Origin of the sequence: Phenylobacterium sp., assembly GCF_025351295.1 — a bacterium.
Taxonomy (GTDB): Bacteria; Pseudomonadota; Alphaproteobacteria; order Caulobacterales; family Caulobacteraceae; genus Phenylobacterium.
The window spans coordinates 1-16876 of the sequence record NZ_JANXWD010000103.1 but is presented as its reverse complement, the minus strand read 5'-3'; the positions used below and the strand labels follow the sequence as shown (position 1 = coordinate 16876).

11 protein-coding genes are annotated in these 16876 nt (G+C 69.4%); 3 read left to right on the top strand and 8 right to left on the bottom strand.

What is annotated here, in order from left to right:
- Positions 1 to 8 precede the first annotated feature (8 nt).
- Positions 9 to 1160, top strand: a complete 1152-nt coding sequence (locus Q0R13_RS14340) for a saccharopine dehydrogenase NADP-binding domain-containing protein (protein WP_293905059.1) — start codon at positions 9 to 11, stop codon at positions 1158 to 1160.
- Positions 1161 to 1202: 42 nt separating this feature from the next.
- On the opposite strand, the gene Q0R13_RS14335 is transcribed toward Q0R13_RS14340, so the two are convergent.
- The 4 genes from Q0R13_RS14335 to radC all read right to left on the bottom strand — a co-directional run bounded on the left by Q0R13_RS14335 (position 1203) and on the right by radC (position 6946).
- Positions 1203 to 1988: a 3-hydroxybutyrate dehydrogenase gene (locus Q0R13_RS14335; protein ID WP_293905058.1), complete on the bottom strand. Its 786-nt coding sequence runs from the start codon at positions 1986 to 1988 to the stop codon at positions 1203 to 1205.
- Between the two features lie 26 nt (positions 1989 to 2014).
- Positions 2015 to 3148 (bottom strand): patatin-like phospholipase family protein, encoded by a 1134-nt coding sequence (locus Q0R13_RS14330; RefSeq protein ID WP_293905057.1) that lies wholly within the window; start codon positions 3146 to 3148, stop codon positions 2015 to 2017.
- A 146-nt stretch (positions 3149 to 3294) separates the two neighbouring features.
- On the bottom strand, positions 3295 to 5877 hold the full coding sequence (locus Q0R13_RS14325; RefSeq protein WP_293905055.1) for a hypothetical protein: 2583 nt from the start codon (positions 5875 to 5877) through the stop codon (positions 3295 to 3297).
- A gap of 322 nt (positions 5878 to 6199) precedes the next feature.
- On the bottom strand, positions 6200 to 6946 hold the full coding sequence (radC, locus tag Q0R13_RS14320; protein WP_293905053.1) for a DNA repair protein RadC: 747 nt from the start codon (positions 6944 to 6946) through the stop codon (positions 6200 to 6202).
- Here radC and Q0R13_RS14315 point away from each other — a divergent pair.
- A complete protein-coding gene (locus Q0R13_RS14315) occupies positions 6938 to 7141 on the top strand; it encodes a hypothetical protein (RefSeq protein WP_293905051.1) in 204 nt (67 codons plus the stop codon). The two genes, radC and Q0R13_RS14315, sit on opposite strands and share 9 nt — an antisense overlap.
- On the opposite strand, the gene Q0R13_RS14310 is transcribed toward Q0R13_RS14315, so the two are convergent.
- The 4 genes from Q0R13_RS14310 to map form a co-directional block, all read right to left on the bottom strand.
- Positions 7138 to 10710 (bottom strand): M1 family aminopeptidase, encoded by a 3573-nt coding sequence (locus tag Q0R13_RS14310; protein ID WP_293905049.1) that lies wholly within the window; start codon positions 10708 to 10710, stop codon positions 7138 to 7140. The genes Q0R13_RS14315 and Q0R13_RS14310 overlap by 4 nt on opposite strands.
- A gap of 8 nt (positions 10711 to 10718) precedes the next feature.
- The gene (locus Q0R13_RS14305; protein ID WP_293905047.1) at positions 10719 to 11597 is read right to left on the bottom strand and encodes an ABC transporter ATP-binding protein; all 879 of its coding nucleotides are present in this window, start codon (positions 11595 to 11597) and stop codon (positions 10719 to 10721) included.
- A gap of 91 nt (positions 11598 to 11688) precedes the next feature.
- A complete protein-coding gene (locus tag Q0R13_RS14300; protein WP_293905045.1) occupies positions 11689 to 13341 on the bottom strand; it encodes a hypothetical protein in 1653 nt (550 codons plus the stop codon).
- A 265-nt stretch (positions 13342 to 13606) separates the two neighbouring features.
- Positions 13607 to 14425, bottom strand: a complete 819-nt coding sequence (gene map, locus Q0R13_RS14295) for a type I methionyl aminopeptidase (RefSeq protein ID WP_293905043.1) — start codon at positions 14423 to 14425, stop codon at positions 13607 to 13609.
- A gap of 126 nt (positions 14426 to 14551) precedes the next feature.
- Between map and Q0R13_RS14290 the strand changes: the two genes are divergently transcribed.
- Positions 14552 to 16720 (top strand): prolyl oligopeptidase family serine peptidase, encoded by a 2169-nt coding sequence (locus Q0R13_RS14290; protein WP_293905041.1) that lies wholly within the window; start codon positions 14552 to 14554, stop codon positions 16718 to 16720.
- Positions 16721 to 16876 lie beyond the last annotated feature (156 nt).

The window sequence follows — 16876 nt, the reverse complement described above, 5'->3', positions numbered from 1 at the left end:
GACGCCGCATGAACCCCAAGGCCGAGTTCGACATCATCGTCTATGGCGCCAGCGGCTATACCGGCCGGCTGGTGGCCGAGTACCTGGCCCAGACCTATGGCGTGGGCGGCGAGGTCACCTGGGCCATGGCCGGGCGCTCGGCGGCCAAGCTGGCGGAGGTGCGCGACTCGGTCGGCGCGCCGAAGGACACCCCGCTGGTGGTGGCCGACGCCGCCGACCCGGGGTCGGTGCGCGCGATGGTGCTCCGGGCCAAGGCGATCGTCACCACGGTCGGGCCCTACCAGCTCTATGGCTCGGACCTGGTGGCGGCCTGCGCCGAGGCGGGGACCGACTACCTGGACCTCAGTGGCGAGCCCAACTGGATGCGGGCGATGATCGAGGCGCACGAGGCGCAGGCCAAGGCGTCGGGCGCGCGGATCCTGTTCTCCTGCGGCTTCGATTCGATCCCCTTCGAACTGGGCGTCTGGTTCTGCGAGGAGACCGCCAGGGCGAAGCTGGGCGGTCCGGTCGCGCGGGTGAAGGGCCGGGTGCGCGGCATGCAGGGCGGCCTCTCCGGCGGCACGGCGGCCAGCGGGGCGGCGACCATGGCGGCGATCCAGAAGGACCCGTCGATCCTTGCGGTGATGATGAGCCCGTTCGGCCTGACCCCCGGCTTCGAAGGTCCCGCCCAGCCGTCCGGTCAGGTGGCGGAGGACGACCCGGACGTCGGGCCCGTCGCGCCGTTCATGATGGCGGTGATCAACACCAAGAACGTCCACCGCTCGAACCTGCTGATGGGCCATCCGTACGGCCGCGACTTCGTCTACGACGAGATGGTGATGGGCGGGCCGGGCGGCCCCGGCTTCACCGACCTGGGCAGCCTGCCGGGCGGCGGACCGAAGCCGGGCGAGGGTCCGACCAAGGCCGAGCGCGAGGCCGGGTTCTACGACATCCTGTTCGTGGGCATCGCCGCCGACGGCCGCCAGGTGCGGGTGGCGGTGAAGGGCGACCGGGACCCCGGCTATGGCTCGACGTCGAAGATGCTGGCCGAGGCCGCGATCTGCCTGGTCCGCGCGCCCGACGTGGCCGGCGGCGTCTGGACCCCCGGCGCGGCGCTGCAGGGGCGGCTGGTGGACCGGCTGCAGGCGCGCGCCGGGCTGCGCTTCGAGGTGGAGGGGTAGGGGTTCCTCCGCTCATCCGGGCGACGGCCGGGACGAGCGGCCTTACGCCGCCGTCCAGCCACCGTCGATGGAGAGGTTGGCGCCGGTGATCTGGCTGGCGGCGTCGGAGCAGAGGTAGACGGCCAGCGAGGCCACCTGGTCGGAGGTAACGAACTCCTTGGTCGGCTGGGCCTCCAGCAGGACGTCGTGGATCACCTGTTCCTTGGTCATGCCGCGCGCGGCCATGGTGTCGGGGATCTGCTTCTCCACCAGCGGGGTCCAGACGTAGCCGGGGCTGATGCAGTTGACCGTCACGCCGAAGGTGGCGACCTCCAGGGCCGCGGTCTTGGTGAGGCCGGCGATGCCGTGCTTGGCGGCCACATAGGCCGACTTGAACGGCGAGGCGACCAGGCTGTGGGCCGAGGCGGTGGAGATGATCCGGCCCCACTTGTTCGCCTTCATCGCCGGGATCGCGGCGCGCATGGCGTGGAAGGCCGAGGTCAGGTTGATGGCCAGGATCTGGTTCCACTTGTCGATCGGGAACTCATCGATCGGGGCGACGTGCTGGATGCCGGCGTTGTTCACCAGGATGTCCAGCGAGCCGAAGGTCTTCTGGGCGTTGGCGATCATGGCGGCGATGGCCGCGCCATCGGTCATGTCGGCGCCGTCGTAGATCGCCTTGACCCCGAAGTCGGCCTCGATCTTGGTCCGCTCCGCCTCGATGGCGGCGGCCTCGCCGAAGCCGTTGATGACGATGTTGGCGCCCTCCTTGGCCATGGCCCGGGCGATGGCGAGCCCGATCCCGCTGGTGGAGCCGGTGACAAGGGCGGTCTTGGTCTGGAGGGTCATGTTTGGGCTCCGTGTAGGGTTGCGAGTCAGGAGGTTCCGCTGCCGTCGGTGGTGAGGTCGTAGGTGACGATGCCGCTCTCCAGGGGATGGCCGAGCCAGGCCGGGTCCTTCAGGGTCTGGCGCACGTCGGCCAGGCCGGCGGCCCAGTGTTCCTGCATGGTGACGCGAGAGAACTCGTAGTCCTTGGAGTTCCCCTCGTAGAGTTTGCTGCGGTAGATCAGCTGCACGATGGCGATCGAGCTTTCCTGGGCGAAGGCCCGCAGCAGCGGCACGCCCTCGACGGCCGCGAGCTCGGGTGGCAGCGCGTCGAGCAGGTGCTGCAGGGCCGCCTTGGTGTTGTGCAGCTGCTTGGCCAGGTCGGTGTTCAGCCGGGTGCGGCTGGAGAACCGGATGTCCTTCTCGCGCTCGGCCGCCTCCAGCAGGGTCTTGGGCATCTCGCCACGGGCGCTGAACAGGTCGACCTGGAAGATCAGCAGGTTGCGGTCGCCGGCTTCGTCCAGCACGTACTGCAGCGGGGTGTTGGAGACGATGCCGCCATCCCAGTAGTGCTCGCCGTCGATCTCGATGGGCGGGAAGCCAGGCGGCAGGGCGCCGGAGGCCATGATGTGCTCCGCCCGGATCACCGTCCCGGGCTTGGTGTTGTCGAAATACTCGAAGTTGCCGGTGCGCACATTGACCGCGCCGACGCTGAGCCGGGTCTCGCCGGCATTGATCCGGTCGAAGTCGACCAGCTGGTCCAGCGTCGCCTTCAGAGGGGCGGTGTCATAGAGGCTGATCGCCTCGATCGTCCCCGGCGGGTACAGGAACGATGGCGGGATGCGCGGCTTGAAGAAGCCCGGCACGCCGAAGGCCGCGATCCAGCCGGCGTTGGCCTCATTCCAGAACGCCCGGATCTGCGCATTGCCCGGCGCCTGGGTGACGGGGGCGGCCGAGGAGGCCAGTTGCCAGAACGCCTGCAGGCGCTCGTAGCGGTGCTCGGGGGGATTGCCGGCGATCAGGGCCGCGTTGATGGCGCCGATCGAGATGCCGGCCACCCAGCCCGGGCGCAGGTCGGCCTCGACCAGCCCCTCGGCGACCCCGCCCTGATAGGACCCGAGCGCGCCGCCGCCCTGGAGGACCAGGACGCGGTCGCATTGCGTGGCAGTAAGCTTGTTGGGCACAGGGGAGGTCTCGGACGGCAGGGGCGACGAGACGCCGTCGCCCTGCAGTCCGCAAGGCTGGCGCGCGCCAGCGCCGGCTCTCTACCGCGATCCGGTCGAAACTTGGGCGGTGAGCTCACAACCTCCCCCGTTCACGGCGAGGAGGTCTAGAACAGGAAGTCGCTCGCCGACAGCGACGCGAGACTGACGTTGGCCAGCGTCAGGAACGCCCCGGCCCCGTCCGTCAGGACCACGTTGGCGCCGGACTGGAAGATGTGACCGTGCGCGAACAGGTCGGCGACGCTGTGATCGACGGTGCTGAACACCGAGACCACATCGGCCTCGCCCCCCAGCGCGTGGCCGCGGAATCCGATCACCACGTCCTGGCCCCCGGCGCCGCCGTGGAACTCGAAGGATTCGGCCCCTAACCCACCGATCATCGTGTCGTTGCCCAGGCCCGAGTCCAGGTGGACCACGCCCCGCCCAGGGTTGTGGTTGGTCAGGTCGATGAGGTCGTCGCCGGCGCCGGAGCGGATGAACACATGGTCCGAGCTGTCGAGGTTGTGGATCAGGGCGCTGGAGGCCAGGCCGTTCACCGTCAGGTCCCCGGAGGTCTGGGCGACGAAGATGGTGTCCGCGCCCGCGGTGCCGTCCAGCAGCACGAAGTCCCGGTCCCCGTCCGGTCCCACACCGCCCACGTCGATGTCGACGTGCTTCACAACGGTCCCGCTCTGATCGCCGACGAGGATCGTGTCACTGCCGCCGCCGCCGGACAGCGATACGCGCTCTATGTGAGTCAGATCGACGACAAGATCGGTCACGCCTGCGGGGCTGGAATCGGCGACGTGATGCATCGCCACCGTAGAAGAGCCGCCGGTGGCGGTGAGGCTGATGGCCCAGCTTCTATCGTCGTATTGCCGCAACCACGGCGCGAGTCCGATGTTCAAGGTGTCCGTGCCGGCCCCGCCATCGACGGAATCGTGACCGCGTTTCTCGACCCACCAGTTTAGGGTGTTGTCGCCGGAACCCAGGTGGAAGTCTGTCTGGTTGAAGGGCCCCCACAGTTCGAAAGGAGCATCCCCCAACAGGTTCATCACAATGTGGTCCTTGGCGTCCATGCCATCGACGTAGACGCTGCCTCTCTCATGACGGTCGGGCTCGTCGACGGTAAAGTCCTGCCTTGTGAGGTCGCCATACTGAGCGCCTCGTAGGATTTCACCGCTAACGAGGGTCATATTGGCGACCACCGTATCGGCCTGGCCGTCCGAGACGCCGCCGGGGCCAGACAGGTCGATATCCTCCGTGACAAGTCCGCTCGGTCCTCCCAGGTCACCGAGCTGTATCGTGTCCATGCCAGCGCCAGCGCTCATGGAGATCCTGGAGACGTTGATCATGTCGATCGGCGCCGATCCATTCATCGCCACGCCGATGTGGCCGGCGTTTTCGGTGACGGCGATCGTATCGTTCCCGGCCGTCCCCTCGAGGCCCAAGGCGTTTTTACCGAGACCGCCATCCACCTGGACGCCCACGGTGCTTTTGAAGTCGCTGATTGAGAAGGCGTCGTCGCCGTCGCCGCCGGCCAGCTTTATGACGTCGCTCGCGCCGAGGGCCGTCACGTTGACCGTCTCAGTCACGGCTCCCTTGGTGACGTAAACGGCCTGCAGGCTCGATCCGTCGGCCGCCGAGGTAAGTGACAGCACCGTGTCGTCCGCCGTGTGGATCGACCCGGTCGCCGGAAGGACCACCGTGTCAGCCGCGCCGTCCTGTCCGCCACGAGCACCGGACAAGTCGATGTTGACGGTCCGGACGGAGGTGGTCGAGAGATCGCCGACGCTGATCAAATCGCCCTGACCGAGCGGGCGGATGTTGAGCGTCTCCACATTGACCACGTCCGAGGTCGCCCCGCCGACGGTCTCGCGCAGATGGCCGCCTGAAGCGCTGAGCCCCACCGAATCGGCGCTGTCCCGGCCGGTGATCAACTGGATGTCGTTCCCCGCGCCGCCATCGATGGTGTCCGCGCCGCCGCCGCTGACGATCCGGTCGTCGCCCGCATCGCCGAACAGCCGCTCGGCCCCGATGGAGCCGGTGATGGTGTCCGCCCCATCGTCGCCGTGGACGGAGATCGTCGCCACGCTCGCGATGTCGTGCGGCGTGACCACCGCGATATTGTCGTTGCCGCCGCCACCACCGAAGCTCACGGAATCCGCGGAGCCGAGGCCCGAGATCCCCGAGGTCTGGAGCACGCCGTTCACGCTATCCAGGACCCGGATGCCGGCCGCGCTCAAGACCTGGACCGAGACGACGTCGTTGGTCGTCCCGCCCGTCAGGGCCACCAGGTCGGCGGCCGCGTGCTGCGCGTCGAGCTGGATCACCACCTCGCGCACGTCCGTGCCGCTCAGGTCGCCGACGCTCACCGGCATGGCGCCGGGTTGGGCCTGGATCTGGATCATCTCCACGCCGTGCAGATCGACCGTCTCGCCGCCGTCCGCCACGAGGGCATGACTGCCGCTCGCCTGGATGTTGAATCCGTTGCCGGACATGAACTGGGTGTCCACCCCCGCGCCGCCCTCGACAAGGTCCGAGCCGTCGCCGCGCGTCCAGAAGATGCGGTCGGCGCCCGCGCCGCCGTTCAAGGTGTCGGCGCCGCCGAGACCGCGGACGACATCGTCGCCGTCGGCGCCGTTGATCCGATCGCCCAGCGCCGTGCCCTTGAGCGCGTCGGCCCCGGGTGTTCCATTGATGACGGACATGGTGTCAGATCCTCACGCTCTAAGACTGCGGCCGGTGACGAAGCTCGGTCGTCAGGCCCGTGACGCGCGGTTCCAGACGCCTGGTGGCAAGAGCTCGTTGTGGATCAGAGAGCCCCGAGCGGGGCGTTTCCGCCGTCGTCCTTGCGAGGATGGCTCTATCCGCTGGCGATCGAACCAGCGGTAGCCGACGTCCACCCCCTCGCTGAGGGTGGTCTTGTCGCCGACGCCCGGGCCGCAACGCTCGAGGTGGCGCGGGTCGCTCGCGGGATAGTCCGCAAGCGCCTTGCCCCAGTTGACGGGCAGGCGGCCGGCGGGATTGTCTTCACAGCAATCCAAGCGCCTTGAAGCTCGCCACGCCGTCGCGGCCGACGACCAGGTGGTCATGGACGGCGATGCGAAGCGTGCGGCCCGCCTCCGCCACCTGACGGGTCATGTCGATGTCGGCCGGCGACGGCGTGGGGTCGCCGGACGGATGGTTGTGCACCAGGATCACCGCGCTGGCGGAAAGCTCCAGGGCGCGGCGGACCACCTCGCGCGGATAGACCGGGGCGTGGTCGACGGTGCCGCGGTTCATCACCTCGTCGGCGATCAGCTGGTTCTTCTTGTCGAGGAACAAGACGCGAAACTGTTCGCGGGCCTCATGGGCCAGGGCGGTCTTCACATAGGCAAGTAGCGCGTTCCAGGACGAGATCACCGGGCGCCGTACGACCTTCTCCCGGGCCGCGCGCAGCGTGACCTCGTGCATCAGCTTGAGGTCGAGGGCCAGCGCCTCGCCGACGCCGGTGACCGTGCGCAGGTCCTCTGGCGTCGCGCCCAGCACCGCGCCCAGCGAGCCGAAGCGGGCCAGCAGCTGCTTGGCCAGCGGCTTGAGGTCGCCACGCGGGATCGCGCGGAACAACAGCAGCTCCAGCACCTCGTAGTCGGGCAGGGCGGCCAGGCCGCCGGTCGCGGCCCGATCCCGCAGCCGGTCGCGGTGGCCTGTGTAGTGAGGCTTCGGCGCCGGCGCAGGGCGGATCGTCCAGAGGTCGCTCTGGGCTGAGACGTCTTCGACGGCGAGGGGATGGCGCATGACGCTCGCCAATGTTCATTATACGTTCCGGCGTGGCAAGCGAAAATCGAGACCCCCAATCAGGGGACGCGCCGCGACCGCGGCCGGCGCACCCTGCCTGCGGATGGGGATGAGCGGATGAAGTTTGCGACCTTGATCGGCGTGCTGGCGGCGGCGTTCGCCGTGATCCTGATGCTGGCCGTCGCGCCGGCCTAGAGGCCGCTGACCTTGATGGCGTTGTCGTCGGAGTTGCGGTCGATCTCCTTGTTGTAGGGGTCGATGCCGGCGAACCGCGGCGGCTTGTCCACGGTCACCCTCACGGTCTGCACGCCGGACCGCAGGTGGACGGGCGCGAAGCTCAGCACGTTCTTCGAGGAGAAGCCCGGCTTGCCGGGTTCCGCGGTGAACACGCCCAGGTCGAACACCTCGGTCGCGGGGATCGCGATCGGCGTCTCCTTGCCCTTGCCATCGGCATAGGCCTTCTTCGCCTCGATCGTCAGCACCACGTCGTAGCGGCCATCGGCGCGCTTCGTGGCGGCCGCGGTGCGGGTCTTCAAGTCGTAGAGGGTGATCTTCTCGAACAGGTCGGTGATCAGCTGCTGGGCGGCCGGATCGGCGCCGGCCTGGACCCGCAGGGCGTCCACCAGGTCCTGGGAGCGTGGGTAGGGCGCACCCTTGAACGCATATTGCTTCAGCAGGGTGCGCAGCGCCGCATTGACCTTGGCCTCGCCGATGCGGTCGCGTAGCAGGTACATGACCAGCGAGCCCTTGCGGTAGTGGATGTAGGGCTGGTCCTCCACCCGGATCAGCGGCAGCTCCTCCACCGCCTCGCCGCCGCGGGCGCGCAGGTAGCCGTCCAGCTCGGTCTTCAGGAACTTGCGGATGCCGTCGGCGCCGTAGGTCTTCTCCATGACGATCAGGGCCGAATACTGGGCCAGGGTCTCCGACAGCGCGGTGTCGCCCTGCATGTCGGCGCCGATGATCTGGTGGGCCCACCACTGGTGCGCCAGCTCGTGGGCGGTGACGTAGGTGGGGTAGTCGATCTTGTCGGGCTTGGTGGCGTCGGCGATGAACCCGATGCCCTCGGAGTAGGGCATGGTGTTGGCGAACGACTGGGCGAACTGGGCGTAGTCGGGGAACTCCAGGATGCGGGCCTGGCGGAACTGGTAGGGGCTGAAATTGGCCTGGTAGTAGTCCAGCCCGGTCTTCAGCGACCGGATCATCCGGTCGACGTTCCAGGGGTGCTGGGCGTCGTAATAGACCGCCAGCTCGACCCCCTTGTAGACCTCGCGCTTGATCGCGTAGCGGGCTGACTGCACCGAGAAGAAGTTCAGCACCGGGGCGTCGGTGCGGAAGCGGATGGTGCGCCGCCCGTTCCGGGTGACGTCGGAGATGCGGTAGCCGGGCGCCACCGGGGTCTGGTCGGCGTCGGTGGTGACGCTGATGTCGGCGTTCACCCACGAGGCGTTGGCCAGGTAGTTGCGGGCCTGGGCCGAACGGTCCTCCAGCTTGGGTGGCCGCAGCTGGGGCGGCAGGCCATATTTGCGCCGCTTGGCGCGGTCCTGCAGCAGGCGGTCGCGGTCCATGCCGACCACCGGGCCGAACTCGAAGTTGTCGACGAAGGTCCCGTTGTCGACCAGCCGGGTGGTGTTGCCCGAGTTCTTGAAGCCGTCCTGGAACATCACGGTCTGGAACGACAGCGCGGTGCGTTCGCCGGGCATCAGCGGGCGGTCGAAGGTGAAGATCCGGTAGTTGAAGCGGTCGAAGGTCTTCACCTTCGAGGCGCCGTTCACCGACATCTGCAGCGCCTTGGTGTCGCGGTTCAGGCGCACGTGCAGCTCGCGGATCGGGACGGCCTTGTCGTTGAGCAGGTGGTAGACGCCCTCGGTGGTCAGCTTGGGCGCGTGCGGGTGCAGGTCCAGGTCCAGCTCGACGTCGGTGATCGCGGGCTGGACCAGCTTTTCATAGGGCAGGAACGCCTTCTCGTAGTCGGCCAGCCACTGTTCGCCCTCGATGGTGTTGCGGTACGGGTTCTCGATATTGGTGTTGTAGAAGATGTTGGCGCCCAGGGCGGCGAAGGCGACCAGGGCCACGCCGCCGATCAGGCCCGCCGGGCCCAGCAGCCGGCGCGGCAAGCGCTTGAGGCGGGGCATCAGCCGGGTCTCGGTCCCGCGCCGCCACAGGGCGTAGGAGACCACCAGCAGGATAACCGAAAAGGCGCTCCAGTAGGCGCGGAACCAGGCTGCGAAGGCCGCATATTTGCCCTGGCCGTTCATGTCGGAGAGCGGCGTCGGCGGCGTGCCGTCGAACAGGTAGAGGTTGTGGTCGAAGCCGATCGTGGCCAGCGTCTGCGTCGCGATCAGGTAGAGCACCATCAGGCCGAAGCCGACGAACTTATGCGGCGAGATCGCCTGCAGGAACACCGCCAGCACCGCCACCAGGGCGCAGTCCCAGGCGTTGGGGACGATGAACCACCAGACGTATTTCTCGGGCTGCAGGGCGAAGAAGCCCCGACCCAGCTGCACCGCCATCCCGGCCAGCGCACTGACCGCCAGCATGGAGGCCAGCACCAGGGCCACCGCCAGGGTCTTGGGCAGGATGAAGGCCCAGTCGCCAACCGCCGTGGCGTCGACGATCTCGTGGGTCCGGCGGTCGCGCTCGCGCCAGACCAGCTCGCCGGCGTAGTAGACGGCGACGATCTGCACCAGGAAGACGAACGAGCCGTTCAGGGTCTGGATCGACCAGCGGGTGACCGGCAGGATCGCCGCGCCGCCGACGTCGGCGCCCAGGATCAGCCCGGCCAGGCTGTTGAACAGGCCCAGCAGCAGCAAGACCACGAACGCCGGGCTCTTGAATACCTGGCCCATCTCGAAACGGGTGCGCTTGGTCAGCTGGGCCCAGACGGTCGCGGCGCCGAACGTCGGGGCGGGCAGGCGGGCCAGCTGCGGCGGCGGGGCGGCCTCGGCCCGCTCGGCCTTGCGCTTGCCCGGGCGGGCCTCGAAGCGGAAGCGCAGGTAGGCCAGCGCCATCGCCGCGAACCCCACCGGAACCCAGATCAGCCGGTTCCACAGCAGCGGCCCGGCGATCGGCGGGTTCAGGGTGTTGGCGTCGGCGGCGGTGTAATAGCGGGTGGCCAGGCTCCAGGCGGCGCTGCCGAAGGGGTCGGCCAGCGCCGCGATCTGCAGCCGGTCAGGGTCGCGCAGCGCCACCCGGATCAGCAGGAAGACCACCAGGAAGGCGGCCACGCCCAGGTAGGTGCTCATCATCGAGCGGGTGACGGTGGCCAGCGAGAAGAACAGCGCCGAGGTCAGGAACAGCCCCGGCAGCGCCAGCCACAGATAGGCGAAGGCATAGTCGCCCAGGCGGTTCGGCCCCAGGGTTTCGGAATCGACCCAGGGGGCGAAGGAACCGACCACGAGGCCCAGCGGCACCGCCAGGAAGGCCAGGGCCACGGCGGCGAAGGCGCCGGAGAAGCGGCCGAACAGATAGTCGAACTTGCCGATCCGGGTGCTGCGCACGATCGGCCCGAAGCCGGTTTCCTCGTCGCGCACGATCACACTGGCGACGAAGGCGGTGGAGGCGAACATGAACAGTATGCCCATGATCAGGCACACCTGGCCGATGGCGCGGGGCGAGTTCTTGTGGACGTTGCCGCCGGACCCGATGGTGATCTGGTCGATGGTGACCGAGCCGAACACCAGCAGGAAGAACAGCAGGGTCGCGATCCAGAAGATCGGCTGGCGGAGCTGGTAGCGCAGCTCGAAGGCGGCGATCTTGCCGAACATCGCCGCGCTCAGGCCGCGCGGCGCGAGGCGGCGAGGGTGGAGAAGTAGACGTCCTCCAACCCGCCCGGAATGGCCTCGAACGTCGCGTCGGGCCGCGTCTCGGCCAGGACGTGGACGATCAGGCGGCCGGCCGAGAGCCGGGTGGCGATCACCTCATGCCGGGCGCGCTCGGCGTCCAGGTCGGCGCGGTCGATGGTCTTGCGCCAGACCCGGCCCTCCAGCCCGTGGACCAGGTCGGCGGGGGCGCCTTCCTTGAGGATGCGGCCGCCCGCCAGCACGGCCATGCGCGGGCACAGGTCGGAGACGTCGTCGACGATGTGGGTCGACAGGATCACCACCACGTTCTCGCCGATCTCGGCCAGCAGGTTGAGGAAGCGGTTGCGCTCCTCCGGGTCGAGGCCGGCGGTGGGCTCGTCGACGATGATCAGGGTGGGCCGGCCGATCAGCGCCTGGGCGATGCCGAAGCGCTGGCGCATGCCGCCGGAATAGCCGGCCACGGCCTTCTTGCGCACGTCCCACAGGTTCACCTGCTGCAGCAGGGTCTCTACGGTGTCCTTGCGCTCGCCCTTGCCGGCGATGCCTTTCAGCACCGCCATGTGGTCCAGCAGGTCCAGGGCGGAGACCCGCGGATAGACTCCGAAGTCCTGCGGCAGGTAGCCCAGGGTGCGGCGCAGCTTCTCCGGCTGGGCGACCACGTCGATGTCGCCGAAGGCGATGGCGCCAGCGCTGGGGGTCTGCAGGGTGGCGACGGCGCGCATCAGGGTGGACTTGCCGGCCCCGTTCGGACCCAGCAGGCCGAACATCCCCTTGCCGATCTCCAGATCGACACCGTCCAGCGCGCGCGTCCCGTTCGGATAGACGTGCGTCAGGCCCCTGATCGAAAGCATTGTCCGACTTCCACCCCGTCCCTGGCCTGAAGCTGCCCCGCCCGGGCCGGAGGGGCAAGTGAGGGATGTGTAACGATGCCCAAGCTTGGCGTTACGTCAGGTTGACCGGGACCTGCGCCAGATCCCCGCGCCACTCGCGCCGGGCCTGGGCGCGGTGGGTGCGGGCGGCGGCCGTCTGGCCCTGCTTCGCCTCGGCCTCGGCCAGGACGCGCAGCGCCAGGGCGTCGCGCGGCCAGTCGACCAGGCTGGCGTTGGCCTCCTTCGCCGCCTCGGCGTAATGGCCGGCCTGCAGCTGGGCGGCGGCCAGGCTGCGGCGGACCGGATACCACCAGGGCGGCGGGTCGAAGTTCTTGGCGAACGGGAACGCCGATTCCTGCAGGGCGGTGGCCTTGGCGAAGTGCGGGGCCGCGTCGGCGGGGCGGCCGTTCAGCATGGCGGCGCGGCCCGCCAGCACCTCCGAGGCGAGGGTGGCCAGGGTGACGTTGCCGGTGTCGCTGGCCTTGGCGGCCTCGCCCAGCAGGGTGGTGAGCTGGGCGGCCTCGGTCGAGACGCCGGCAGCGTCGCGCTTGGCCGCATAGGCTTCGCCGCGGGCATAGTGGCGGTAGATCTTCACCAGGCGCGGATCGGCGGCCAGGTCCGGCACGGCCAGCGCGCGGTCGGGGGCGAAGCGGCCCAGGGCCACCAGGCTGCGGGCGCGTATGGTGTTGCGGCGCTCGGGCGCGGAGGCTGCCGGGAACGCGACCGGACCGTGGTCGGCGTACTTCAGCGCCAGGCGCCCGTCGCCGGCCATCAGCGAGCCGGCCAGGCCGAACTGGTAGTTGTGCGAATAGTAGCGCTCGCCGCTCAGTGGACCGGTCCAGCCGTGGCGGCGCTGCTGGTTGGCGTCGACGCTGAGGGCCTGGGCGTCGACCAGGGCCACCTCCTCGTAGCGGCCCACGTGCATGAAGGTGTGCGCGGCCATGTGCACCAGGTGGCTGGCGTTGGGGGCCAGGCCCGCCAGCCGGTCGGCGTAGGGCACGGCCTCGGCGGGGTGGCGGGCGAACTCGGTGGCGTGGATGTAGTAGTGGATCGCCGCGGCGTCGTCGGGGCTGCGGGCCAGGATGATCTTCAGGATCTCTTGGCCGCGCGGCACGCCGGAAAAGTCGTCCTGCCGGGCCGGCGTCAGCAGGGCATGGGCGGCCAGGTTTCCGATCTCGTCGTCCGCCGGGAAGCGCTGGAAGACGGCGTCCATGGCGTGGCCGTACGCCTGCTCGCGGCCCTCCTTGGGGGCGGTCGGGCCGTAGCGGAGCTGCAGGGCGGCGATCAGGGCCTGGGCGCGTGCGTCACCGGGCTTCACCAGGGTGGCGGCGTGGTCGGCGAGCGCCAGGGCGGCGACCGTCTCGGCCGGCGAGATCGCGTTGTTCAGGTTCGGCCCCACCGACAGCGCCACGCCCCAGGCGCAGAGCGCGCAGGCCGGGTCCAGCGCGGCGGCCTTGGCGAAGGCCAGCTTGGCGGGCTCATGGTAGAAGGCGTGGTAGAGGCGGATGCCCTGGTCGAACCAGGTCTGGGCCTCCGGGTTGGCCGTATCGACCTTGAAGGTCTCGGCGCCCACGCCGGCGATGATCGTCCCGGCCGGGCCCGCCGGCGCGTCGGGTCGCTCCGCGCCGCAGATGAAGGCGACGCCGAGATTGGTGGGATCGGCGCCGACGGCCGAGGGGGCGGCCAGGACCAGGGCGGCGCCAAGCGCCAGGGCGAACTTCAGCATGCAGCGAGCATCGCGCCGTTGGTCCTGCGCGGCAATGGTGCGGAGCGCCGGCGCGATATGTGATTCACCCCCTCGCGTCGTCATCCCCGGCCTTGTGCCGGGGATCCATCGCGCCGCCGCCCACGTCGGGGGAGCAGGCCGCGCCGCGCGGCCTGGCGCAGGGAATCGCGCAAGCTGAAGCATGGGTCCCCGGCACAAGGCCGGGGATGACGATCAAAACGGGGATGACGAGCGGTGGCGGAAGGGGGCTACCGAGCGCCCGGCGTCACGCGGCGATCATCGCCGGGCGGTATTCGCCGATCGGCGAGCCGGTGAAGACCTCGTAGCCGGTCTCGGTGACGCCGACCGAGTGCTCGCACTGGGCCGACAGGGACTTGTCGCGGGTCACCGCCGTCCAGCCGTCGGAGAGCAGCTTCACCGGGGATTTGCCCAGGTTCACCATCGGCTCGATGGTGAAGAACATCCCGGGCTTCAGCACCTCGCCGGCGCCGCGCTGCCCGAAGTGCAAGATGTTGGGCGCGTCGTGGAACACCTTGCCCAGTCCGTGCCCGCAGAAGTCGCGGACCACCGAACAGCGCATGCTCTCGACGTAGGATTGGATGGCGTGGCCGATATCGCCGGTGCGGGCGCCCGGCTTGACGGCGGCCAGGCCGCGCTCCAGCGACTCATAGGTCACGTCCACCAGCCGCTTGGCGCGCGGCGCGACCGGACCGACGCCCCACATCCGAGAGGTGTCGCCGTGCCAGCCGTCGACGATGACGGTGACGTCGATGTTGACGATGTCGCCCTCGCGCAGGGTCCGCTCGCCTGGGATGCCGTGGCAGACGATGTGGTTGGGGCTGATGCAGGTGGTCTTGGTGTAGCCGCGGTAGCCCAGGCAGGCGGGCAGGGCGCCGTGATCCAGGATGAACTCGCGCGCCAGGTCGTCCAGGGCCTGGGTCACCACGCCGGGAACCACGTGCGAGGTCAGGATGTCCAGGCACTCCGCGGCGAGGCGGCCGGCGCGGCGCATGCCCTCGAAGCCCTCGGGGCCATGGATCTTGATCTGGCCGGTGCGGTAGTCGGCGTCGAGGATGTCGGTCATGGGATGCTCCGCGGCCTATGTCGCTATCGTACCACGGATCGTCAACCGGCGGACCGGCTTGACGTGGGTGGGGCTGTCACGCTGAAGGTGCGCGGAAGCCTGCCGTGACCTGCCGAAGGAACGCCGATGTCCCGCCTGCGTACCGCCCTGTTCCTTGCCGCCCTGGCCGCGCCGATGACCGCCCGGGCGCTGCCGCCGGCGCCGGTCTTTCCGGTGGGCGCAACGACTGACGTGATCCAGGGCGTGACCGTGGCCGATCCCTATCGGGCGCTGGAGCACGGGGATGACCCGGCGGTGCAGGCGTGGAGCGACGCGCAGAACGACCGCACGCGGGGCTATCTGGACGCCCTGCCGGGCCGCGAGGCGGTGGCGGCCAAGCTGAAGCGCCTGATCACCGCGGCCTCGCCGTCCTATTCGAGCCTCCAGGCGCAGGGCGCGAGCCTATTCGCGCTCTATAACGACCCGGCGAAGCAGCAGCCGCAGCTGGTGCGGCTGAATGCGGCGGCCGAACCGGCGAGCCGCGTCGCGGTCCTCGACCCGAACGCGCTCGACCCGTCAGGCCACACCGAGATCGACTGGTACGTGGCCTCGCCGGACGGGTCGAAGGTGGCGGTGTCGCTGTCGAAGAACGGCAGCGAGGACGGGACGCTGCACGTCTATGAGGTGGCCAGGGGGCGCGAGCTGGAGACGCCGATCGCGGCGGTGCAGTACCCGACCGCTGGCGGCGGCGTGGCCTGGGCGGCGGATGGCCAGGGCTTCTGGTACACGCGCTATCCGACCAGCGGGCCCGAGGGCGAGCGTCACTTCAACCAGCAGGCCTATTTCCACCGTCTCGGGGCCGACGCGGCGAAGGACCCGCTGGCGCTGGGGACCGTCGACGGCCTGCCGCGCACCGCCGAGATCTTCCTCGACAACGACAACGCCGCGCCCGCCGCGCTGGCGTCGGTGCAGCTGGGTGACGGCGGGCAGTGGCAGATCTTCGTGCTGCGGCAGGGCCAGCCGGCGCTGAAGGTGGCCGCCTATGAGGACCGGGTGATCGCTGCGGCCATGGCCAGGGACGGGACGACCTTCGGCCTGTCGCGTCTGAACGCGCCGATGGGCAAGGTGCTGAAGCTCAAGGCGCCCTACACCGGTGGCTTCGCCAAGGCGGCGCTGTTCGTGTCCGAACAGAAGGACGCGGCCATCGTCGACGGCGGCGAGGCCGGCAAGCCGCTGGTGGCGGCGGGCGGCAAGCTGTTCGTCAACCGCATCGCCGGCGGGCCCAGCCAGCTTACCGCCTACGACGCGTCGGGTAGGGGCGCGATCCTGGCGATCCCGCCGATCGCCTCGGTAGCCGACATCGCGGCGCTGCCGGACGGCGACGTGCTCTACAATGTGGTCACCTACCAGACCCCATCCTACTACGCCCGATGGAGCGCCCGGACCGGCGCCAGTGTCCGGACCGGCCTGGCGGTGACCTCGCCGATCTCGTTCGAGGATATGGAGGTCACCCGGGCCTTCGCCGCCTCCAAGGACGGCACGAAGGTCCCGCTGAACATCATCGCCCGCAAAGGCCTCAAGCTGGATGGCAGCCATCCGACGCTGCTGTACGGCTACGGTGGCTACGGCATCAACCAGACGCCGCACTTCCTGGGCGCCATGAGCCGGCTGTGGCTGGACGGTGGCGGGGTCTATGTGGAAGCCAACATCCGCGGCGGCGGGGAGTACGGCGAGCGCTGGCACGCCGACGGCATGCTGACCAAGAAGCAGAACGTCTTTGACGACTTCGCCGCGGCCGGCGACTGGCTGGTGGCCAACCACTACACCACCCACGACAAGCTGGCCCTGCGCGGCGGCTCCAACGGCGGCCTGCTGATGGGCGCCGAGATCACCCAGCATCCCGGGCTGGCGCGGGCCGTGGTCTCGGCGGTGGGCATCTACGACATGATGCGGGTCGAGCTAGACCCCAACGGCGCCTTCAACGTCACTGAATTTGGCACGGTGAAGGACCCGGCGCAGTTCAAGGCGCTCTACGCCTATTCGCCCCTGCACCATGTGACCGAGGGCGTGACCTATCCGTCGATCCTGTTTCTGACTGGCGCCAATGACGGGCGGGTCAATCCGCTGAATTCGCGCAAGTTCGCCGCCGAGCTGCAGGCCGCGACCGGCTCGGACCGCCCGATCCTGCTCAGGACCTCCAAGACCTCGGGCCACGGCATCGGCTCGTCGCTCGACGACCGGATCGCCGAACAGACCGATCAGCTAGTGTTCCTGTTCGACCAGCTGGGGATGAGCGCAGAGGCGGCGGGGCGGTAGGGCGCGCCCCGTTCCTGGCTCGTCATCCCGGCCTTGTGCCGGGGATCCTCGTCCGGCCGGCCCGGTCGCGGGAGCAGGCCGCGCAGCGCGGCCTGCCGCACAGCGTCGCGACAGCTTCGGAATGGATCCCCGGCACAAGGCCGGGATGACGAGCCA

What these genes read in the sequence shown, in the direction of transcription:
- Q0R13_RS14340 (WP_293905059.1), top strand. Translation starts at nt 9, where the DNA reads ATGAACCCCAAGGCCGAGTTCGACATCATCGTCTATGGCGCCAGCGGC.
- Q0R13_RS14335 (WP_293905058.1), bottom strand. Translation starts at nt 1,988, where the DNA reads ATGACCCTCCAGACCAAGACCGCCCTTGTCACCGGCTCCACCAGCGGG.
- Q0R13_RS14325 (WP_293905055.1), bottom strand. Translation starts at nt 5,877, where the DNA reads ATGTCCGTCATCAATGGAACACCCGGGGCCGACGCGCTCAAGGGCACG.
- Q0R13_RS14315 (WP_293905051.1), top strand. Translation starts at nt 6,938, where the DNA reads ATGGCGCATGACGCTCGCCAATGTTCATTATACGTTCCGGCGTGGCAA.
- radC (WP_293905053.1), bottom strand. Translation starts at nt 6,946, where the DNA reads ATGCGCCATCCCCTCGCCGTCGAAGACGTCTCAGCCCAGAGCGACCTC.
- Q0R13_RS14310 (WP_293905049.1), bottom strand. Translation starts at nt 10,710, where the DNA reads ATGTTCGGCAAGATCGCCGCCTTCGAGCTGCGCTACCAGCTCCGCCAG.
- Q0R13_RS14305 (WP_293905047.1), bottom strand. Translation starts at nt 11,597, where the DNA reads ATGCTTTCGATCAGGGGCCTGACGCACGTCTATCCGAACGGGACGCGC.
- Q0R13_RS14300 (WP_293905045.1), bottom strand. Translation starts at nt 13,341, where the DNA reads ATGCTGAAGTTCGCCCTGGCGCTTGGCGCCGCCCTGGTCCTGGCCGCC.
- map (WP_293905043.1), bottom strand. Translation starts at nt 14,425, where the DNA reads ATGACCGACATCCTCGACGCCGACTACCGCACCGGCCAGATCAAGATC.
- Q0R13_RS14290 (WP_293905041.1), top strand. Translation starts at nt 14,552, where the DNA reads ATGTCCCGCCTGCGTACCGCCCTGTTCCTTGCCGCCCTGGCCGCGCCG.